Here is a 15,998-nt window from a genome sequence, read left to right on the forward strand (position 1 = left end):
CACAATCTTGACAAATCAGTTAAGGTTGTGCAATATCACTTTTAATTTCACTTCTTTTACCTGATTTCTATACTTCCTTGCTCGCAAATTCTCCTCATATTTTCTTTTTGCCATTAAATCAGAGATTTAATGGGAGTTCCAGATTTTCAATCTCTGGAACAAGTACAGTTATATTATTGTGGTTTTGTTGGCAAAAAGTCACAGGGTGACGTCTTCTTATAAAAAATGTAGTGACTCAGTTGGGGTTAGAGAAGAGGATTTCTACAGAGCCAATTTTCCTATAAGTTTTTAAACAGATATGCTATAGTTCACTCGGCCATGTTCCTTGATAAGATATTCTCGCGTATCATGTCAGTAGGGGAGGTGAAGAGGCAGAGCATAGCCACCTTTGTAAGCCAGATCGCATTCACTTTTATCGGTTTCCTGAGTACCATGTACTTTGCCCATACCGTTGGATCCAGTGTACTTGGTGCCTATTTTCTTTTCATCGCCTATTTCGGGATCATCAACCTGGTGACAGATGGTGGGTTAGGTGGTGCCGCCATCAAGCGGATCAGTGAGGGAGAGGAGCAGGATGAATATTTCACCGCGTATTTCCTTCTCAGGTTCGCACTCACCGTCCTGATCATACTGGGAATGATAGTCATGCGCCCCGATTTTGTGGATTTTGACCGTTCAGGAGTGTTTGAATGGCTCCTGCTGGCCCTGGTGATCTCCTTTCTGAATGGGTCCATTTCCAGCGGGATTGCCGGCCGGGGAAAGATGGGTATACAGGCTGCCGGAAATTTCATCACCAATGTGTCCAGAATAATTATCCAGGTACTGGCAATTTTTCTGGGATTCGGTGTGGCGGGGCTGGTCGGTGGATTTATTGCCGGACTGCTGATAGGTGCACTGCTAAAACTTCGGTTCTTCGACTTAAAATTGGTCGATTTTGAATGGAGACACATCAAAAGTCTTTCATCCTTTTCCTTCTGGCTGTTCCTGACCTCTGCTGGAGTGGTGCTCTATTCCCATGCGGACAGTATAATGATCGGATATTTCCTGAGTAACTCGGAGGTGGGCATCTACCAGGTGGTTTTCCAGTTCACCTCTCTGGCAACCATTGCCACGGTTGCCATACGCACCACCCTATGGCCAAAGGTCAGCAGGTGGGGCAAGAGTGGAGATATGAGATCGGTTGAAACGTCACTTTCCAAAGCCTTCACCTTCTCTCTGGTCCTTGCTGTGCCCCTGTTTGCAGGTGGAGCTGTGATTGGGGACAGGTTGCTGTATTTCTTCTATGGTGCAGGTTTTGCCACTGGATACTATGTCCTGATAATACTCTTCTTCACCCAGATAATCAATGTGTTCCAGTATTTCCTGACCATGTACCTAGGTGCACTGGACAGGCAAAAGGAATCTTTCCAGGCTACCGGGTCTGCAACCGTTGCCAATCTGATCCTGAACTTTATTCTGATTCCCCTGATGGGAATCGAAGGTGCAGCAATTGCCACCCTCATTACCATGGGAATGAATGCATTCCTGGCCTGGAGATTTTTATCACGCAGAATTCGGGTCAGATTGGAGAGGAATAGCCTGATCAGCATCTCCAAGGCAACCATATTGATGCTGGTATTTGTTGGAGTCTATCGCTTTCTGGTACCGTTGTCCAGTATATGGCTGACCCTGATCCCTGTTGCCATTGGTGCCATGATCTACATAATCGTGATCCTCAGGACCGACCGGACCATCTATGATGAGTTCAGGGATGTGGCTTTGAAGATGGGGATTACATGGCCGCCTTTGTTGTGATCTTAAATTTCACAAAATTAAGGAAATTTTATGCAAATTTATAAAAAGAATTAAAATGGCTTTCCAAGCGATTCATATATAATAATTTAAACAATATACCATCCGTACTCAATTGATAAAAGACTTAGATTAAGGAAACCAAAAAAATGAAGTCCATTATCCTTGCCGGTGGTTCTGGTACACGTCTATGGCCATTGAGCCGAGAAAAATATCCCAAGCAGTTTTTGAAATTGAAAGAAACTTCCCTGTTTCAGGATACAGTATCAAGGTGTCTGGAAGTATCCGATATCACAGAGATCTTTGTGGTGACCAATGAAGCCCAGAAATTCTTTGTTCTGGGTCAGATTGAGGAACTGGGATATGACTTCCCTGCTGAAAATTTGCTACTTGAACCAGAAGGAAAGAATACCTTACCTGCAATATGTTTTGGAATGCGTGAGATCGAAAAGAAATTTGGGAGATCAAATGTTGGCGTATTTTCCTCGGACCATGTACTTGATGGAAAGGCCATGGCAACCATTGCAAAAGCAGGGGAACTGGCATCCGATCATCTGGTCACATTTGGAATTGTACCGGTGTCTCCACAGACGGGATACGGATACATTAAACCGGCAGAATCACTTGGGATGGGACATAGAGTTTCTGAGTTCAGGGAAAAACCCGATCTTGAAAAGGCTCAACAATATATCAAGGAGGGTTGTCTCTGGAATAGTGGAATGTTTTTGATGAATAGTGAACTGTTCTTCGAAGAACTTAGGCGTCATTCACCAGAGGTATTTGAAGCCTTTGAGTCTTCAGATGATATAAATGAAATTTACTCTAAAACTCCAGATATTTCCATTGATTATGGTATTATGGAAAAATCTGATCGAGTAGCGGTTGTGCGGCTGGATCATAAGTGGAATGATCTCGGCAACTTTGATGCACTTTACGAGGAATTTGTCAAGGATGCAAATGCAAACGTTGTGGATGAGACTGAAGGGATACTAATAAATTCTTCAGGTAACCTCGTTCACTCCAGACCTGACAAGCTTGTTTGTCTGGTAGATATTGAAGACACTGTGGTGGTGGACACGCCTGATGCCCTGCTTGTTTGTCCCAGGAAAAGCAGCGGCAAGATTCGGGAAGTTGTGCAGCGACTCAAAGAACAAAAAGATGAGCGTGCAGTTCTTCATCAGACCGTTTATCGTCCATGGGGAACATATACTGTGATGGAAAGTTCCCCGACCCATAAGATCAAAAATATCATAGTCCTTCCTGGAAAGAGCCTGAGTTTACAATTGCATCACCACAGGAGTGAGCACTGGGTGGTGGTGACCGGAATGGCTTGTGTGCAGGTGGAGAAGGAGCGTTTTTTCCTGCGACAGGGTGAAAGCACTTTCATAAAAGCAGGTATGAAGCACCGTCTTTCAAATCCGGGAAAAATTCCTCTGGAGATAATTGAGGTCCAGCTCGGGGAACGTGTGGATGAAGATGATATTGTTCGCTTTGATGATGAATATGGGAGAGAATAATAGTGAAAAGCCCCTTTCTGGGTAATTGAAAATTACACATATTTCAATGATTGTCATGAACGCAAAAACTGAAAATAGGGTGAAAAAGATACTTGTCACAGGCGGTGCAGGTTTTATTGGAAGCCATATTGTAGACAGGTTGATGGAAACAGTAAATGAGGTGATTGTGTTCGATAACTTCAGTTCAGGGAACATGGAATTTATAGAACACCATGTGGGTAAATCCAAATTTAAACTCATAAAAGGGGACCTGCTTAACACTGAAGATATCAATAAGGCATGCGAAAGTGTTGATCTTGTATACCATGTAGCTGCAAATCCCGATGTAAAACTTGGTGCTGTGGATACAAGAGTACATTTTGACCAGAACATCACAGCAACCTACAATCTGCTTGAAGCAATGCGAAAGAACAATGTTTCAAATATTGCATTCACTTCCACATCCACTGTTTATGGAGAAGCTGAAATTATCCCTACTCCTGAAGATTATGGTCCGCTTGTACCGATCTCATTGTATGGGGCATCCAAACTTGCATGTGAAGCTCTTATTATGTCCTATTCACATACATTTGACATGAAGTCCTGGATATTCAGGTTTGCAAACATCGTAGGTGATCGAAGTACACATGGAATAATTGTTGATTTCATCAAGAAGCTCAGAGATGATCCAGAGCAACTTGAGATCCTTGGTGACGGAAAGCAATCAAAATCATATCTTCATGTCGAAGAATGTGTTAAAGCGATAATGTTTGCTGTAGATAAAAGCAACGAAGCTGTTAATATCTTTAATGTCGGTTCTGAAGATATAATCAATGCAACCGAAATAGGTAAGGTTGTGGTTGAAGAAATGGGACTTAAGAACGTTCAGTTTACATACACTGGTGGCAATCGTGGTTGGAAAGGCGATGTTCCACGAATGCTGCTTGGGATTGATAAGTTGAAAAAGCTTGGATGGAATCCTGTTTACTCGTCTAAGAGAAGTGTTAGAGAAACAGCACATTGTTTGATAAATCAAATATAACCTTTCTTCAAGAAATTGTCAAGCTACTACCAATTTGAAATATTTGAAATTACAGTATTGTAGGTGTAATAAAATGACAAAAACAGCGTTGATCACCGGTGTTACAGGTCAGGATGGTGCATATCTTGCTGAGTTTCTATTAAACAAGGGATATATTGTACACGGAATAAAAAGAAGGTCTTCTTCCTTTAATACCGCACGTATCGATCACCTCTATAAAGATCCACATGAGAGAAATGTGAATTTCTTCATGCATTATGGTGATCTGACTGATTCTACAAACCTTATCAGGATAATACAGGAAACACAACCTGATGAGATTTACAACCTCGCTGCCCAGAGCCATGTGCAGGTTTCGTTCGAAACTCCGGAATATACTGCAAACTCAGATGCACTTGGAACTCTTCGTTTGCTGGAAGCTATACGGATACTAGGTCTGGAAAAGAAAACAAAGTTCTATCAGGCCTCAACAAGTGAACTTTATGGGTTGGTTCAGGAGATACCTCAGAAGGAAACAACCCCGTTTTACCCAAGGAGCCCTTACGCAGCAGCGAAGCTATATGCATACTGGATAACTGTGAATTACCGCGAAGCCTATGATATGTTCGCATGTAATGGTATTCTCTTCAACCATGAATCACCGATCCGCGGTGAGACATTTGTCACACGAAAGATCACAATGGCAGTTGCAAGTATTAAAAAAGGTCTTCAGGACAAACTTTACCTTGGAAATCTTGATGCAAAGAGAGACTGGGGATTTGCAGGGGATTATGTAGAAGCCATGTGGTTAATGCTTCAGCAGGATGAGCCGGATGATTATGTAATTGCCACAGGAGAGACTCATTCTGTCAGGGAATTTGTGGAACTTGCATTCAGGGAAGTTGGTATTGAGATTGAGTGGAAAGGTGAAGGTGTGGATGAGGTTGGTGTGAATAGTGAGACTGGAAAAGTTCTGATTGAAATCGATCCAAGATATTACAGGCCAACTGAGGTGGATATATTGATTGGGGATCCTACGAAAGCCAAGGAGAAGCTGGGATGGGAGGCTAATGTTGGGCTGCAAGAATTAGTTCGGATAATGGTTGAAGGGGATATGAAGAAAACCATACTACATGAATAATTACTTACTTGGAACAAATCCCAAACGCATCATATTAATGCATTTTATTTTTGTATAAATATCTTTGAAAAGGGAGCATGATGTTTCATTCTGAAGTCTTCAAAAAGTATTTTTTCAATACTTCTTGGCTTTTTTTTGAACATATTGTGAGGCTTGTAGTTGCACTTTTTGTCGGTGTTTATGTTGCACGTTATCTGGGTCCTGATCAATATGGTTTGCTTAGATATTCAATTAGTTTTGTAGCTCTTTTTTCAGCTCTTGCGACCCTTGGCCTTGATCAGATTGTGATCAGAGAATTGGTCAAAGATAAAACTAAAAGAGATTTGCTCCTCGGAACTGCTTTTTATCTCAAGATTTTAGGTGCATTGCTAGTTTTGGTAATACTGGCAATAGGTGTCCAATTTACTTCAAATGATTCTTTTACAAATCTTCTCATATTTATCATTGCTGCCGGAACTTTATTTCAATCTATGAATGTAGTGGATTTTTATTTTCAGGCAAGAGTGCAATCAAAATTTTCAGTACAGGTAAAGTTCTGGTCAATTATGGGTATATCAATATTAAAACTGTATTTTATTAATATTGGAGCTCCCCTGCTATGGTTTGCCTTCCTTGTTTTATTGGAAAGTATTGTTTTAGCTTCTGGTTTTTCTTGATTTATAACTTAAAAGATCTATCCGTTTTTTCTTGGAAATTTGATTTTGGCTTGGCAAAATTATTGCTCAAAAATTCATGGCCACTGATCTTTTCAGGTATTGTTGTTAGTTTATATATGAAAATTGACCAAGTCATGATCAAAGAAATGCTAGACAGCCAGGCTGTTGGTATATATGCTTCTGCTGTGAACTTGAGTGAAGCATGGTATTTTGTTCCAGTAATGATAAGCAGTTCGTTATTCCCTGCAATAATCGAATCCAAAAAAATATCAGAAGAATTATATTATGAAAGGTTGCAAAAATTGTACGACTTTTTGTATATAATTGCTCTCGCTATTATTTTTCCAACTACATTTTTATCTGATTTTGTTATAGATCTCCTTTATGGCCAAGATTATTTTGGTGCAGGAACAGTTCTTTCAATTCATATTTGGGCGGGATTGTTTGTATTTTTAGGAGTAGCTAGAGGAAAATGGATCTTAACAGAAAATTTACAAAAATATACTCTGATATATACTTCTGCGGGTAGCATTTGCAACATTGTCTTAAATTTATATCTTATTCCGTTATATGGAATTAATGGTGCAGCTTTTGCAACTTTAATCTCACAATTTACTTCTGTTATATTGGCACCATTATGCATTAAAGAAACAAGAATTTCTGTTATCATGCTCCTGAAATCAATCTTTTTCATTACTATATTAAAAGATATGTTGAAATTTCTGAGATTGCGTATGCATTGATTTTAGTATGTTAAACTTACAGAAGCAATTTTAAGAGTATATTGGAGTTCTTTCACTTTCTTTCTTTAGCCCTCTCGGTTTTGCAATCAAGTCTAAATGATAAATGCCTTTAAAGTTTTGTTTATCAAATATAGTGCCATCTGTGTAAAAATATTGTAATTTACACGATTAAAGAAATCATATAGTTCTCCCCCATCTCTACCTATGCTTTTCAATGGTACTTCAGATATTTCAAAAGCTACAATCCGATTTTACGATTTCGAAATAAATTATTTGGCCCAACGTCAAACACAGGATTTGAATTTTTTATTTGATTATCTAATTCCAACATCCTCGGAATCGCATCGCATGAGTTTTGCGTATTAAATATGTATTCAAAGTTATCGTTATGATTTCTTATTGTTAATATTCCTATATCTTTATAATAAAAATCAACATTGTTTTTTAGATATGAGAGAATGTCTTATATTGTATTTTAGTGTCCATCAATTTAAAAAGGATCTTAAATTTATATCATCAATTATTTTTACCATCGCCTTTATTATTTATGTAAAGAATTAAAAAGTTACTTAATTTTAAATTCTAATGAAAATCATTTTGTATTTCTCTTGGTTATTGAATCTAGATAGGAAGTTTTTGAGTGTTGTAGATGAACAAATAGAGAATTAATATCAACTGAACTAAACCGTAACTGGTAGAGCCAAATAGAATTTGAATATTATGCTTGTTAATAAAGAATATGATGTTATTTTTGAAGTGCAGAACTCCGTGCATAATAATTTAATGTACTAAATCCCAAATTTTCTTTTTTATCAATCCTCGAATACTTCTTTTGTATATATTTCTGAAATTTTCAATAATCATTTTATCAATTTCGATATTATTTTGGAATTTAATATTTTCAGGTGCTTTTGAGAGATCATTTTCATAGCGTTTTGTATTGCCACAATGTTGTCCCGAACCATCGTGGCCAATATTATTCACATAGGAGTATACAGGGCATACTGAAAGGGCATCATATTTAAAGTGAGCATATGAAAAACGTATAGCCCACGAATCGATTTTTCCTTCCATTTGTGCAATAAGCATATTACTTAGGTCATCTCCACCACGATTGAATCTTTTTTGGAGGAGCTTACTATTTTTGAACTCGTCAAAATCTTGAACTTTCCAATCAACCAGCTCCCATCTATCTTTCCATGTACCCCACCCCCAAGAAGAGTTTCTGTAATTGAAATATACTTGTTCATTGTAATCAGCAGGAAATTTCATTATGGAAGGGGGGCGATTGTAGCCACTAATTGACATGATTTTTTTTTGATCTCTATAATAATCTAGTGCTTTGTTCATATACTTTAAAAAATAAGGTGAAGTAACAAGATCATCTTCCATTACTATAATTTTCTCATGGGAAGATAGAATCTCGGTTACACCATGAATTATATTTTGTGAAAGGCCCGTGTTTTGTTCCCTTTCCACAATTGTTATTTTTTTAAATCCACTTATGGTTCTGATATATTCTCTAATTCCTTGGACTAAAATAACATCTTTATTTGATTTAGGCCCATCGGAATAAATAAATAATTCAGTATCTTTGGCCAACAAATTCTTTTGTAGGGCTTTTATTGTCTTACTAGTATGTAATGGACGATTATAGACAAATAAAACTATTGGGGCAAGGTTAGATGTCATTAACCATGTATCAAAAGGTACTACATTATATGTTTTTCTTACTAAATGGCCTTAGGTAACCAAGGAATATATATCATTTAAATGATTCATGTGCTAATAATCAAAAATTAATCATTTAATGGGGCACTTATGAAACCTCTTCTCCTCAACACATCAGATATTCAAGGCGGTGCTGCAAGGGCAGCTTACAGGTTACATAAGGGACTGCAGCAAATTAATATTGACTCTAAGATGCTTGTACAACAAAAAAAGTGATGATCCATCTGTAATTGGTCCCAAATCTTATTTCGGCAATAAAATAGGTGGTTTCCGATACCATGTCGATAGATTGCCTCTTAAATTATATAGCAACTTAAAGGACACATTCTGGAGTTCCCAATGGCTTCCCCACAATATACATGGAAAAATTGACCATATAGCTCCGGATGTCGTACATCTTCATTGGATTTGTGGGGGTTTTGTTCCTGTTCAGGAAATCGCTAAAATAAAGCAACCTACTGTGTGGACTCTGCATGACATGTGGGCTTTTACCGGTGGTTGTCATTATAGTGGCAATTGTGATAAATATAAATATGAATGTGGTAGCTGCCCGGTGCTGGGTTCGGTGAAAGATGGGGATTTAAGCAACTGGGTCTGGAAGCGCAAAAAAGAATATTGGGCTGATCTAGATTTTACTGTTGTCACACCCAGTCGTTGGCTTGCAGATTGTGCACATTCCAGTTCTTTATTTGAGGATAAGAAAATAGAAGTGATCCCAAACGGCCTTGATCTTGAAAAATACAAACCGGTTTCAAAAGATGAAGCCAGAATGGCTTTAAATTTACCTTTGGATAAGAATCTTGTTCTTTTTGGGGCAATGAACTCCACGGGAGATAAAAGAAAAGGTTTTCAATATTTAAGATCTGCAATCAATATGCTTTCGGAGAATTTAGATTTTGAAGCTATAGTATTCGGAAATGCAGGCGTAGGAGATCAATTGGAAATTCCTGTTAATTATATGGGAAGATTGCCGGATAACATGTTAAATTCCATTTATTCTTCAGCTGATGTTTTTGTAGCTCCGTCGCTACAGGACAATTTGCCAAATACTGTTATGGAATCGCTTGCATGTGGAACTCCTTCGGTAGCTTTTAATATTGGCGGAATGTCGGATATGATCGTTCATAAACAAAATGGATATCTGGCAAAACCATTCAATGTGGAGGATCTGGCGCAAGGTATAAAGTGGGTAGTTGAGCAGGCTCAAAGAAAGAAACACTTAAGTGCGTCTTCCAGAAAATATGTGGAAACTAATTATGAAATAAAGGCAATTGCTAAAAAATACTCTGATTTATATTCAATATTATGACTAACATTGATTTGAAATAAACGTTCCACCTTAATGCTAAAGATGTTTGAGATTCCTAAACAATTTAAATGTATCCATGATTGATAGAATTCAAAAAATATTATTTATTTAAGATACATGAATCTCTTTTTTATGATCACAAATCAATTCTACTTCTTACTTTAACAAAAGAATAATGGATTTAAAGAGGCCTATAATGAATCGAATCGTTTCTTTTTTGGTAATGGTCAACACTAGCAATCTTTTAGAAAGAAAAAAGGATTTATTTCATAAACTACATAGCCAATTTCCAGTTAGTATCAAATCCTTTTATCTAGATAAATTCACTATTTTTTTAGCATATCATGGTGATCTCGATTCATTATTAACATGGGATCAGGATGAACTCCACTTCTGTCTAGGACAACCATGCAAAAATATTTTTGATGATTTCGTATTTAAAGATCGTTTTTTAAGGGTGTCCATTAAAAATGAAAATTCAGTAATTGAAAATGATTGGTTAGGTTCAATTCCTGTTTTTTATAACTCTGATGATCAAATTGTTTCCAATCTTTCTTTGCTTACGCTTACAGATAAAAAAATAGATTATGAGGGCCTAACTAATTATTTTGAGTTTGGTTATTCAGTTTTTGAACATACTCCTTTTGAAAAAGTGAAATTCATGAGGTATTACTCCAAACTCATTTTTGATGAAAATGGAATTGATATATCATATAAAGACGACTTAATTTCATTAGAACTATTGGACACAGAAACTGATGAAAATGAAGTCTTGAAAATGATAGAAGGGTACATTCATCATCATGAGGACCTTTATGGTGGAGATGTGGTTCTTCCAATATCAGGGGGATACGATTCAAGATTACTTAATTATTTCATCAAAGATAAAAAAAGAATTCGATCTTTTACTTATGGTATCAGTAAAAAACAAGAAGAAAGTTTTGAAGTTGTCAAGGCCAAAAAGCTTTCGGAAATCCTTGGTACCAAATGGAGACAAATTGAATTAACTGAATTCCATAAATATATACCCGAATGGTATTCAATATATGGTTTTTCTACACATTTACATGGGATGTATCATATTGAGTTCTACAAAAGGATGATTGAAAATAATAAAATATCCAATAATAGGTCTTTTCTAAGTGGTATTTTTGGAGATGTGTGGGCTGGTAGTATCAAATACAAAAAAATTAACTCTTTTAAAGATGTTTTTTATTTAGGTTATTCACACGGGATGTGTTTGAACTCAAAATATTTTGTTAACACTAAAAATAAAACAATGAGTGATTTTTTTGATGAAACATCTGACAGACTTAACAATGATAAATTCAAAACAATCGCCACTATTCGAATGAAAATAATACTAATTTCTTATCTTATAACTATCCCCGAATTCTTTGGGTTAAATCCATGGACTCCATTTTTGAATTTTGATATAGCTACATCGATGCTCAGAATCCCTGAAAATCGGAGAAAAGATCGTCTCTGGCAAAAGGATTTTTTTTCAGAGGTTGGTCTGGATTTGGAAAGTATGAATCTAAAATCAGTTAGATCTAATGACTTAAATTTTGAAGTATCTAAAAACACTAAATTTGAACCAATTAATGCTGAATTGATGGAAGATTTTGTTGATTCAGATTATGTCAAGGAAATTAATTTACACCTCAAAAATTGTTGCAAATCCGATGACTTAAAACATTTGATTTTTATGATTTTTAATAATAAATATATTAGATTTGCATTGGGAAAAATTGGTTTAAAAGATGATTATTTAGAATACTTATCTGCTTATTATGTGATTAGGGCAGTGGAAATGGGGTTAGAATATGAGTATTAAGTTATTTTTTTGTGGAGATATAGTAATATCAGAAAAAAGAAATGAGTTCATATCGTCGGAAATGCTCGAGTTAATTCATGATTGTGACCTTTCTGTATGCAATTTTGAAGCACCAATAAAATCGAACGGAAAAGCAATTCCAAAGGCTGGCCCTCATTTATTCCAATATGAAGGTGCCATAGCTTTGATTAAAAAAAGTGGCTTCAATGTTTGTACGCTTGCTAATAATCATATTTATGACTATGGAGACAAGGGATTAAGGAAAACACTGGACGTTTTTGGGGAAAGTGGCTTAAAAACTATTGGTGCAGGGATGGATTTTGAATCTGCTTATGAACCTCTTATTCTGACTATAAAAGAAATCAAAATAGGTTTGATTTCTTTTTGTGAAGGAGAATTTGGAAGTTATCTTAAGAAAGAAAATCGAGGTGGGTATGCATATATAAATAATGTAATAGTTAATGGTATCGTTCAAAGGACAAAATTACAAGTAGATTTTCTTATAATAATTGTACATGCAGGTGTTGAAGAAGTCCCTCTTCCATTACCTGAATGGAGAGAAAGGTATAGAAATTTGTGTGATCTGGGGGCAGATGTGATTATTGGACATCATCCTCATGTTCCTCAGGGTATTGAAGAATATAATAAGTCTTTTATTTTTTACAGTCTTGGTAATTTTTTTATGGACTGGGGTAAATATCGCACAAAAAGTGATTATGGGTACAGTGTCATTTTGGAACTAAATTCAAATTCAATCAACTATAAAATAATTCCCCATAAAAAAAAGGATGGTAACATAAGTATTTGTGCTGACCAAAAATACCTTTCTTACCTTAAAAAACTTAATAGTTGGCTCGAACACGATTACAATATATTGTCAACTCAACAATATATCTATCTCTATTATACCAGATATAGAAAATACTATAAAATCGGTTTAAATTCAATTGATGAAATTACGAATATTCTTCTAAATATGAAATCTACAATTCAGCATGTGCTTTTGAGAAAGAACAAATCGATTGATAAAAATCTGTTGTTGTTGCATAATATTAGAATTGATTCACACCGTTTTTCAATGCAGGAAGCGTTAAGTCTATTACATGAAAAAAATTTCCATGGTAATTATTCGAAGTTTAATTCTATTATGGCAGAAACAGCCGAATTTTTGGAAGATGACAAAACCGATGAGTAATATTCTATATGTGGATTTAATTTAAACTAAAACCTTGATGAAGACAATAATCAATAAAAGTAATATTATCTTTGATAAACTATTATTATTTGGTAGGATGGTTAGGTTGAATTCTAATTATGTGTATAATAAAATATTAATTTATTCCCCAAATATGGGGGGGCATAGGCAGGTTTATTGTAATGTAATTACCCATTGGGCACTCGAATCTGAATTGGATGTTTTACTTTATGTTGGAAACGATTGGTGCAAAGGTGAAAACATTTGTGAACAAGTTTCACCATATATTGATATGTATAGTAACAGTCCAAATGTGTCTATACTTGATGGGATTCAAAAATCACCGTTTATGAGCGATTCTGAATATTTGCTAATACTGGAAAAGAGCCTAAATCCAGATCTGATTTTTGTAATAAGTGGGGATGAATTCAATAATTCCTTGTACTCTGTTTTTAAGGATCTAATCAGATTTAAAAAACATTTTTCGAAATGGGTTGGGATTTTCATTTCTTGTTGGTGCTACCCAAATTCAGCTAATTGGTTAAAACAAAATATACTAAAAATCATCTTGAAGCGAAAAGTAAAACATTTTGATGTTCATTTTTGGTTGGATGAATATTTTGCAAACAGTAGTTCTTTTAAAAAAGCAATATGGTTACCTGACATATCTAAAAGCTTTAATCTCGATGGAAATTATTTAGATGACAAGTCAGATTTATTATGTTCACAAATTGATAACTTTTTGATGAACAATAAAGGAAGAGAAGTATTACTTTTTTTTGGAAGAGATTTCAATCGTAAAGGGTTTGATTTTCTTGTAGAGTTAGCATTAAATGATGAGAACTTTGTAGTCTTAAGAACCGGTGAATCGCTCAAAAGTGATGAAAATCGAAAACTTATGGAAAAAATGGCTGTATTAGAAAATGATGGTCGTCTTCTAAATATTAATCAATTCATTAAAAGTCCTACTGTAATTGAAAGAATATTTAATGCAACTAATTTTATCCCACTTCCTTATAGAGATCACTACAGTTCAAGCGGTGTGATGCTTCAGGCGATGGAATTCAATAAACCTGTAATTGTTCCAGACATTGGTCTTATGGGAAAGAGAGTAATTGATAACAATATAGGTTTGACATATAAGCACAAAGATTTTGTTGATTTCAAAAAAGCTGTATATGAAATGCAGGCAACTTATAGTAAGTATATAAACAACATCAACCATTTTTATGCACGATTTCGTAAAGAAAACATATTTAGTTATTTAGATTTGATGATCAACGATGATACTTATTAATTCCTGTTGTCTATGATTAAAAGGAAGTCGACATGAAACTTGCTCCAATAGCCTTATTTGTGTACAATCGACCGGACCATACCCGCAGGACTCTTGAAAGCCTGATGGCAAATCCCGAATTTGAAGATAGTTCCCTTTACGTTTTCTGTGACGGGGCAAAGGGTGAAAAAGATAGGGATTCCGTTGAAAAAACGCGAGAATTGATTCACTCTTATGAACTGAAAAATGTCATACTAATTGAAAATGAGCACAATAAAGGCTTGGCAAAATCAATTGTAGATGGTGTGAATTATGTGTTGCAAAGTCATGATCGTATAATTGTTCTGGAAGATGATTGCGTTCCCTGTCCTGATTTTCTGCATTTCATGAATACCTGTCTTTCTTATTATGAATCAGAGGAAAAGGTCATGAATGTAAGTGGCTATGCACCACCCATTAAAATTCCGGAAGATTATGCTTATGATATATATTTTTCATATCGTTTTTCATCGTGGGGCTGGGGTACTTGGAGAAGGGCATGGAAGCATTATTCCAATAACCCTGGAATTTTACGAACAATTGAAAGTTCAAGATACTTAAAGAAAAAAGTAGATCGTGCAGGGTTGGACTTATATCCAATGCTAAGGAGGCAAGTTTATGGCAAACTCAATTCATGGGCTATTTATTGGGCCATAAATATAATCGTGGAAGATGGATTGTCCATCAATCCTGTAAGGTCCAGAATAATGAACATAGGGCATGATGGTAGTGGCACTCATTGTTCTTCGGATTCAAAATATAATGTTAAAATTAACAAAGAAAAGACTGGGGTTTTTTCATTTCCTGAAAAGATTATCCCGGATGAAAAAATTGTAAAAGCCTACAATGATTTCCATTCAGGAACTTTGTTCAAAAAGATATTATATATTTGCTATCATAAATTAGGGAAATATATTAATATTTAATTAAATGAAATTATCAAGAATTGCAGTATGTGCATGTAAGTTCTCTCAAATATTTCTTGTAAATTCAATGATTATTCTATATTAATCACATTTTATAAACGAAAATTCTTGTTTATTGTCAGATATATAGCTGATTTTGTATGAATGTTCGATCAGTTTGTTGATAATATCGAATGTGTCATCTAATTTAAAGGGATAAAAACGATGATGGAACTCGATTAATATTTGCTAGGGGTATATATTTTTATAAAGCATATCAGGTATGACTTCATATTCTGCACCCTCAATATCCATTTTTAAAATATCTATATTTTTATGGCCTAATTGGGCCATTATGTTATCAATTGTTTCAACCTTTACTTTGATGGGCTTACTGGAATTGTTGCTCTTTTCTATTAACGAACATGATACATGGTTTGTGTTTTTTGGAGGAAAAAAATCTACCATTCCATTTATTGAAGCAACTCCTATAGGGTGAAGAATAAATTGCTCTAGATTTTTGTTTTTTACAAATTCAATTGCTTTCGGTGTAGGATCAAATCCATGAACATTTACATTTTTGTTTTTAATCAATGCTTCATCCCAAGAAACATCTTCCCCTATCCCCATAGAATAAATCACGCTTTGGCTATCAATGTTTTCTGGACAAAAGGCCCAACCTCCATATTTAGATCCCAAATATTCTATCTCGCAATTAGCCATATTTTTTCTATACTCTTTAAATTTGATAATTTCGTTTATTTTTAAAATTATGTTGTTAAACAATCCACTCATTATTTACCTCGAGATATATTTATACAATGTTATTGAATTAATATGTAGTGTTGATTAAATTCC

The 15,998-nt window shown here is 35.3% G+C and carries 14 protein-coding genes and 1 pseudogene; 12 read left to right on the forward strand and 3 right to left on the reverse strand.

Features of this window, described 5'->3' with window-relative positions; all coding sequences use genetic code 11:
• Positions 1-15: 15 nt before the first annotated feature.
• Positions 16-117 (reverse strand): annotated as a pseudogene (locus tag PWQ49_RS04545) (IS5/IS1182 family transposase); the annotation flags it as partial.
• A gap of 201 nt (positions 118-318) precedes the next feature.
• Here PWQ49_RS04545 and PWQ49_RS04550 point away from each other — a divergent pair.
• The 6 genes from PWQ49_RS04550 (at position 319) to PWQ49_RS04575 (ending at position 6,848) form a co-directional block, all read left to right on the forward strand.
• Positions 319-1,794, forward strand: coding sequence for a flippase (locus tag PWQ49_RS04550; protein ID WP_300608441.1), 1,476 nt, complete (start codon positions 319-321; stop codon positions 1,792-1,794).
• Between the two features lie 146 nt (positions 1,795-1,940).
• The gene (locus PWQ49_RS04555) at positions 1,941-3,308 is read left to right on the forward strand and encodes a mannose-1-phosphate guanylyltransferase/mannose-6-phosphate isomerase (protein WP_300608443.1); all 1,368 of its coding nucleotides are present in this window, start codon (positions 1,941-1,943) and stop codon (positions 3,306-3,308) included.
• Positions 3,309-3,363: 55 nt separating this feature from the next.
• Positions 3,364-4,329: an NAD-dependent epimerase/dehydratase family protein gene (locus PWQ49_RS04560; protein WP_300608446.1), complete on the forward strand. Its 966-nt coding sequence runs from the start codon at positions 3,364-3,366 to the stop codon at positions 4,327-4,329.
• 73 nt (positions 4,330-4,402) lie between these two features.
• A complete protein-coding gene (gene gmd / locus PWQ49_RS04565; RefSeq protein ID WP_300608449.1) occupies positions 4,403-5,449 on the forward strand; it encodes a GDP-mannose 4,6-dehydratase in 1,047 nt (348 codons plus the stop codon).
• Positions 5,450-5,529: 80 nt separating this feature from the next.
• Positions 5,530-6,105: an oligosaccharide flippase family protein gene (locus tag PWQ49_RS04570; RefSeq protein WP_300608451.1), complete on the forward strand. Its 576-nt coding sequence runs from the start codon at positions 5,530-5,532 to the stop codon at positions 6,103-6,105.
• Positions 6,048-6,848 (forward strand): flippase, encoded by an 801-nt coding sequence (locus PWQ49_RS04575; RefSeq protein WP_300608453.1) that lies wholly within the window; start codon positions 6,048-6,050, stop codon positions 6,846-6,848. The genes PWQ49_RS04570 and PWQ49_RS04575 overlap by 58 nt, the downstream gene beginning before the upstream one ends.
• Before the next feature lie 780 nt (positions 6,849-7,628).
• On the opposite strand, the gene PWQ49_RS04580 is transcribed toward PWQ49_RS04575, so the two are convergent.
• On the reverse strand, positions 7,629-8,540 hold the full coding sequence (locus tag PWQ49_RS04580) for a glycosyltransferase (protein ID WP_300608455.1): 912 nt from the start codon (positions 8,538-8,540) through the stop codon (positions 7,629-7,631).
• A gap of 129 nt (positions 8,541-8,669) precedes the next feature.
• Between PWQ49_RS04580 and PWQ49_RS04585 the strand changes: the two genes are divergently transcribed.
• From PWQ49_RS04585 to PWQ49_RS04610, 6 genes are all read left to right on the forward strand, one after another.
• Positions 8,670-8,795 (forward strand): hypothetical protein, encoded by a 126-nt coding sequence (locus PWQ49_RS04585; protein WP_300608457.1) that lies wholly within the window; start codon positions 8,670-8,672, stop codon positions 8,793-8,795.
• A gap of 73 nt (positions 8,796-8,868) precedes the next feature.
• Positions 8,869-9,888, forward strand: coding sequence for a glycosyltransferase family 4 protein (locus PWQ49_RS04590; RefSeq protein WP_300608580.1), 1,020 nt, complete (start codon positions 8,869-8,871; stop codon positions 9,886-9,888).
• A 196-nt stretch (positions 9,889-10,084) separates the two neighbouring features.
• On the forward strand, positions 10,085-11,725 hold the full coding sequence (locus PWQ49_RS04595; protein ID WP_300608459.1) for a hypothetical protein: 1,641 nt from the start codon (positions 10,085-10,087) through the stop codon (positions 11,723-11,725).
• Positions 11,715-12,920: a CapA family protein gene (locus tag PWQ49_RS04600; RefSeq protein ID WP_300608461.1), complete on the forward strand. Its 1,206-nt coding sequence runs from the start codon at positions 11,715-11,717 to the stop codon at positions 12,918-12,920. The genes PWQ49_RS04595 and PWQ49_RS04600 overlap by 11 nt, the downstream gene beginning before the upstream one ends.
• A 37-nt stretch (positions 12,921-12,957) precedes the next feature.
• Complete coding sequence (locus PWQ49_RS04605; protein ID WP_300608463.1) at positions 12,958-14,217, forward strand: glycosyltransferase; 1,260 nt, start codon at positions 12,958-12,960, stop codon at positions 14,215-14,217.
• A gap of 32 nt (positions 14,218-14,249) precedes the next feature.
• Positions 14,250-15,161, forward strand: coding sequence for a glycosyltransferase family A protein (locus PWQ49_RS04610; protein WP_300608465.1), 912 nt, complete (start codon positions 14,250-14,252; stop codon positions 15,159-15,161).
• A 228-nt stretch (positions 15,162-15,389) separates the two neighbouring features.
• Here PWQ49_RS04610 and PWQ49_RS04615 read toward each other — a convergent pair whose 3' ends face one another.
• Positions 15,390-15,935, reverse strand: a complete 546-nt coding sequence (locus PWQ49_RS04615) for an FkbM family methyltransferase (RefSeq protein ID WP_300608467.1) — start codon at positions 15,933-15,935, stop codon at positions 15,390-15,392.
• Positions 15,936-15,998 lie beyond the last annotated feature (63 nt).

It is taken from the genome of Methanohalophilus sp., from assembly GCF_030156785.1.
In the GTDB taxonomy this organism is placed as follows: Archaea; Halobacteriota; Methanosarcinia; order Methanosarcinales; family Methanosarcinaceae; genus Methanohalophilus.

Bases quoted from the DNA above. Each gene is read 5' to 3' on its own strand.
- PWQ49_RS04550 (WP_300608441.1), top strand. From the start codon at position 319: ATGTTCCTTGATAAGATATTCTCGCGTATCATGTCAGTAGGGGAGGTG.
- PWQ49_RS04615 (WP_300608467.1), bottom strand. From the start codon at position 15,935: ATGAGTGGATTGTTTAACAACATAATTTTAAAAATAAACGAAATTATC.
- PWQ49_RS04555 (WP_300608443.1), top strand. From the start codon at position 1,941: ATGAAGTCCATTATCCTTGCCGGTGGTTCTGGTACACGTCTATGGCCA.
- PWQ49_RS04585 (WP_300608457.1), top strand. From the start codon at position 8,670: ATGAAACCTCTTCTCCTCAACACATCAGATATTCAAGGCGGTGCTGCA.
- PWQ49_RS04605 (WP_300608463.1), top strand. From the start codon at position 12,958: ATGAAGACAATAATCAATAAAAGTAATATTATCTTTGATAAACTATTA.
- PWQ49_RS04600 (WP_300608461.1), top strand. From the start codon at position 11,715: ATGAGTATTAAGTTATTTTTTTGTGGAGATATAGTAATATCAGAAAAA.
- PWQ49_RS04580 (WP_300608455.1), bottom strand. From the start codon at position 8,540: ATGACATCTAACCTTGCCCCAATAGTTTTATTTGTCTATAATCGTCCA.
- PWQ49_RS04570 (WP_300608451.1), top strand. From the start codon at position 5,530: ATGTTTCATTCTGAAGTCTTCAAAAAGTATTTTTTCAATACTTCTTGG.
- PWQ49_RS04560 (WP_300608446.1), top strand. From the start codon at position 3,364: ATGAACGCAAAAACTGAAAATAGGGTGAAAAAGATACTTGTCACAGGC.
- PWQ49_RS04610 (WP_300608465.1), top strand. From the start codon at position 14,250: ATGAAACTTGCTCCAATAGCCTTATTTGTGTACAATCGACCGGACCAT.
- PWQ49_RS04595 (WP_300608459.1), top strand. From the start codon at position 10,085: ATGAATCGAATCGTTTCTTTTTTGGTAATGGTCAACACTAGCAATCTT.
- PWQ49_RS04575 (WP_300608453.1), top strand. From the start codon at position 6,048: ATGGTTTGCCTTCCTTGTTTTATTGGAAAGTATTGTTTTAGCTTCTGG.
- gmd (WP_300608449.1), top strand. From the start codon at position 4,403: ATGACAAAAACAGCGTTGATCACCGGTGTTACAGGTCAGGATGGTGCA.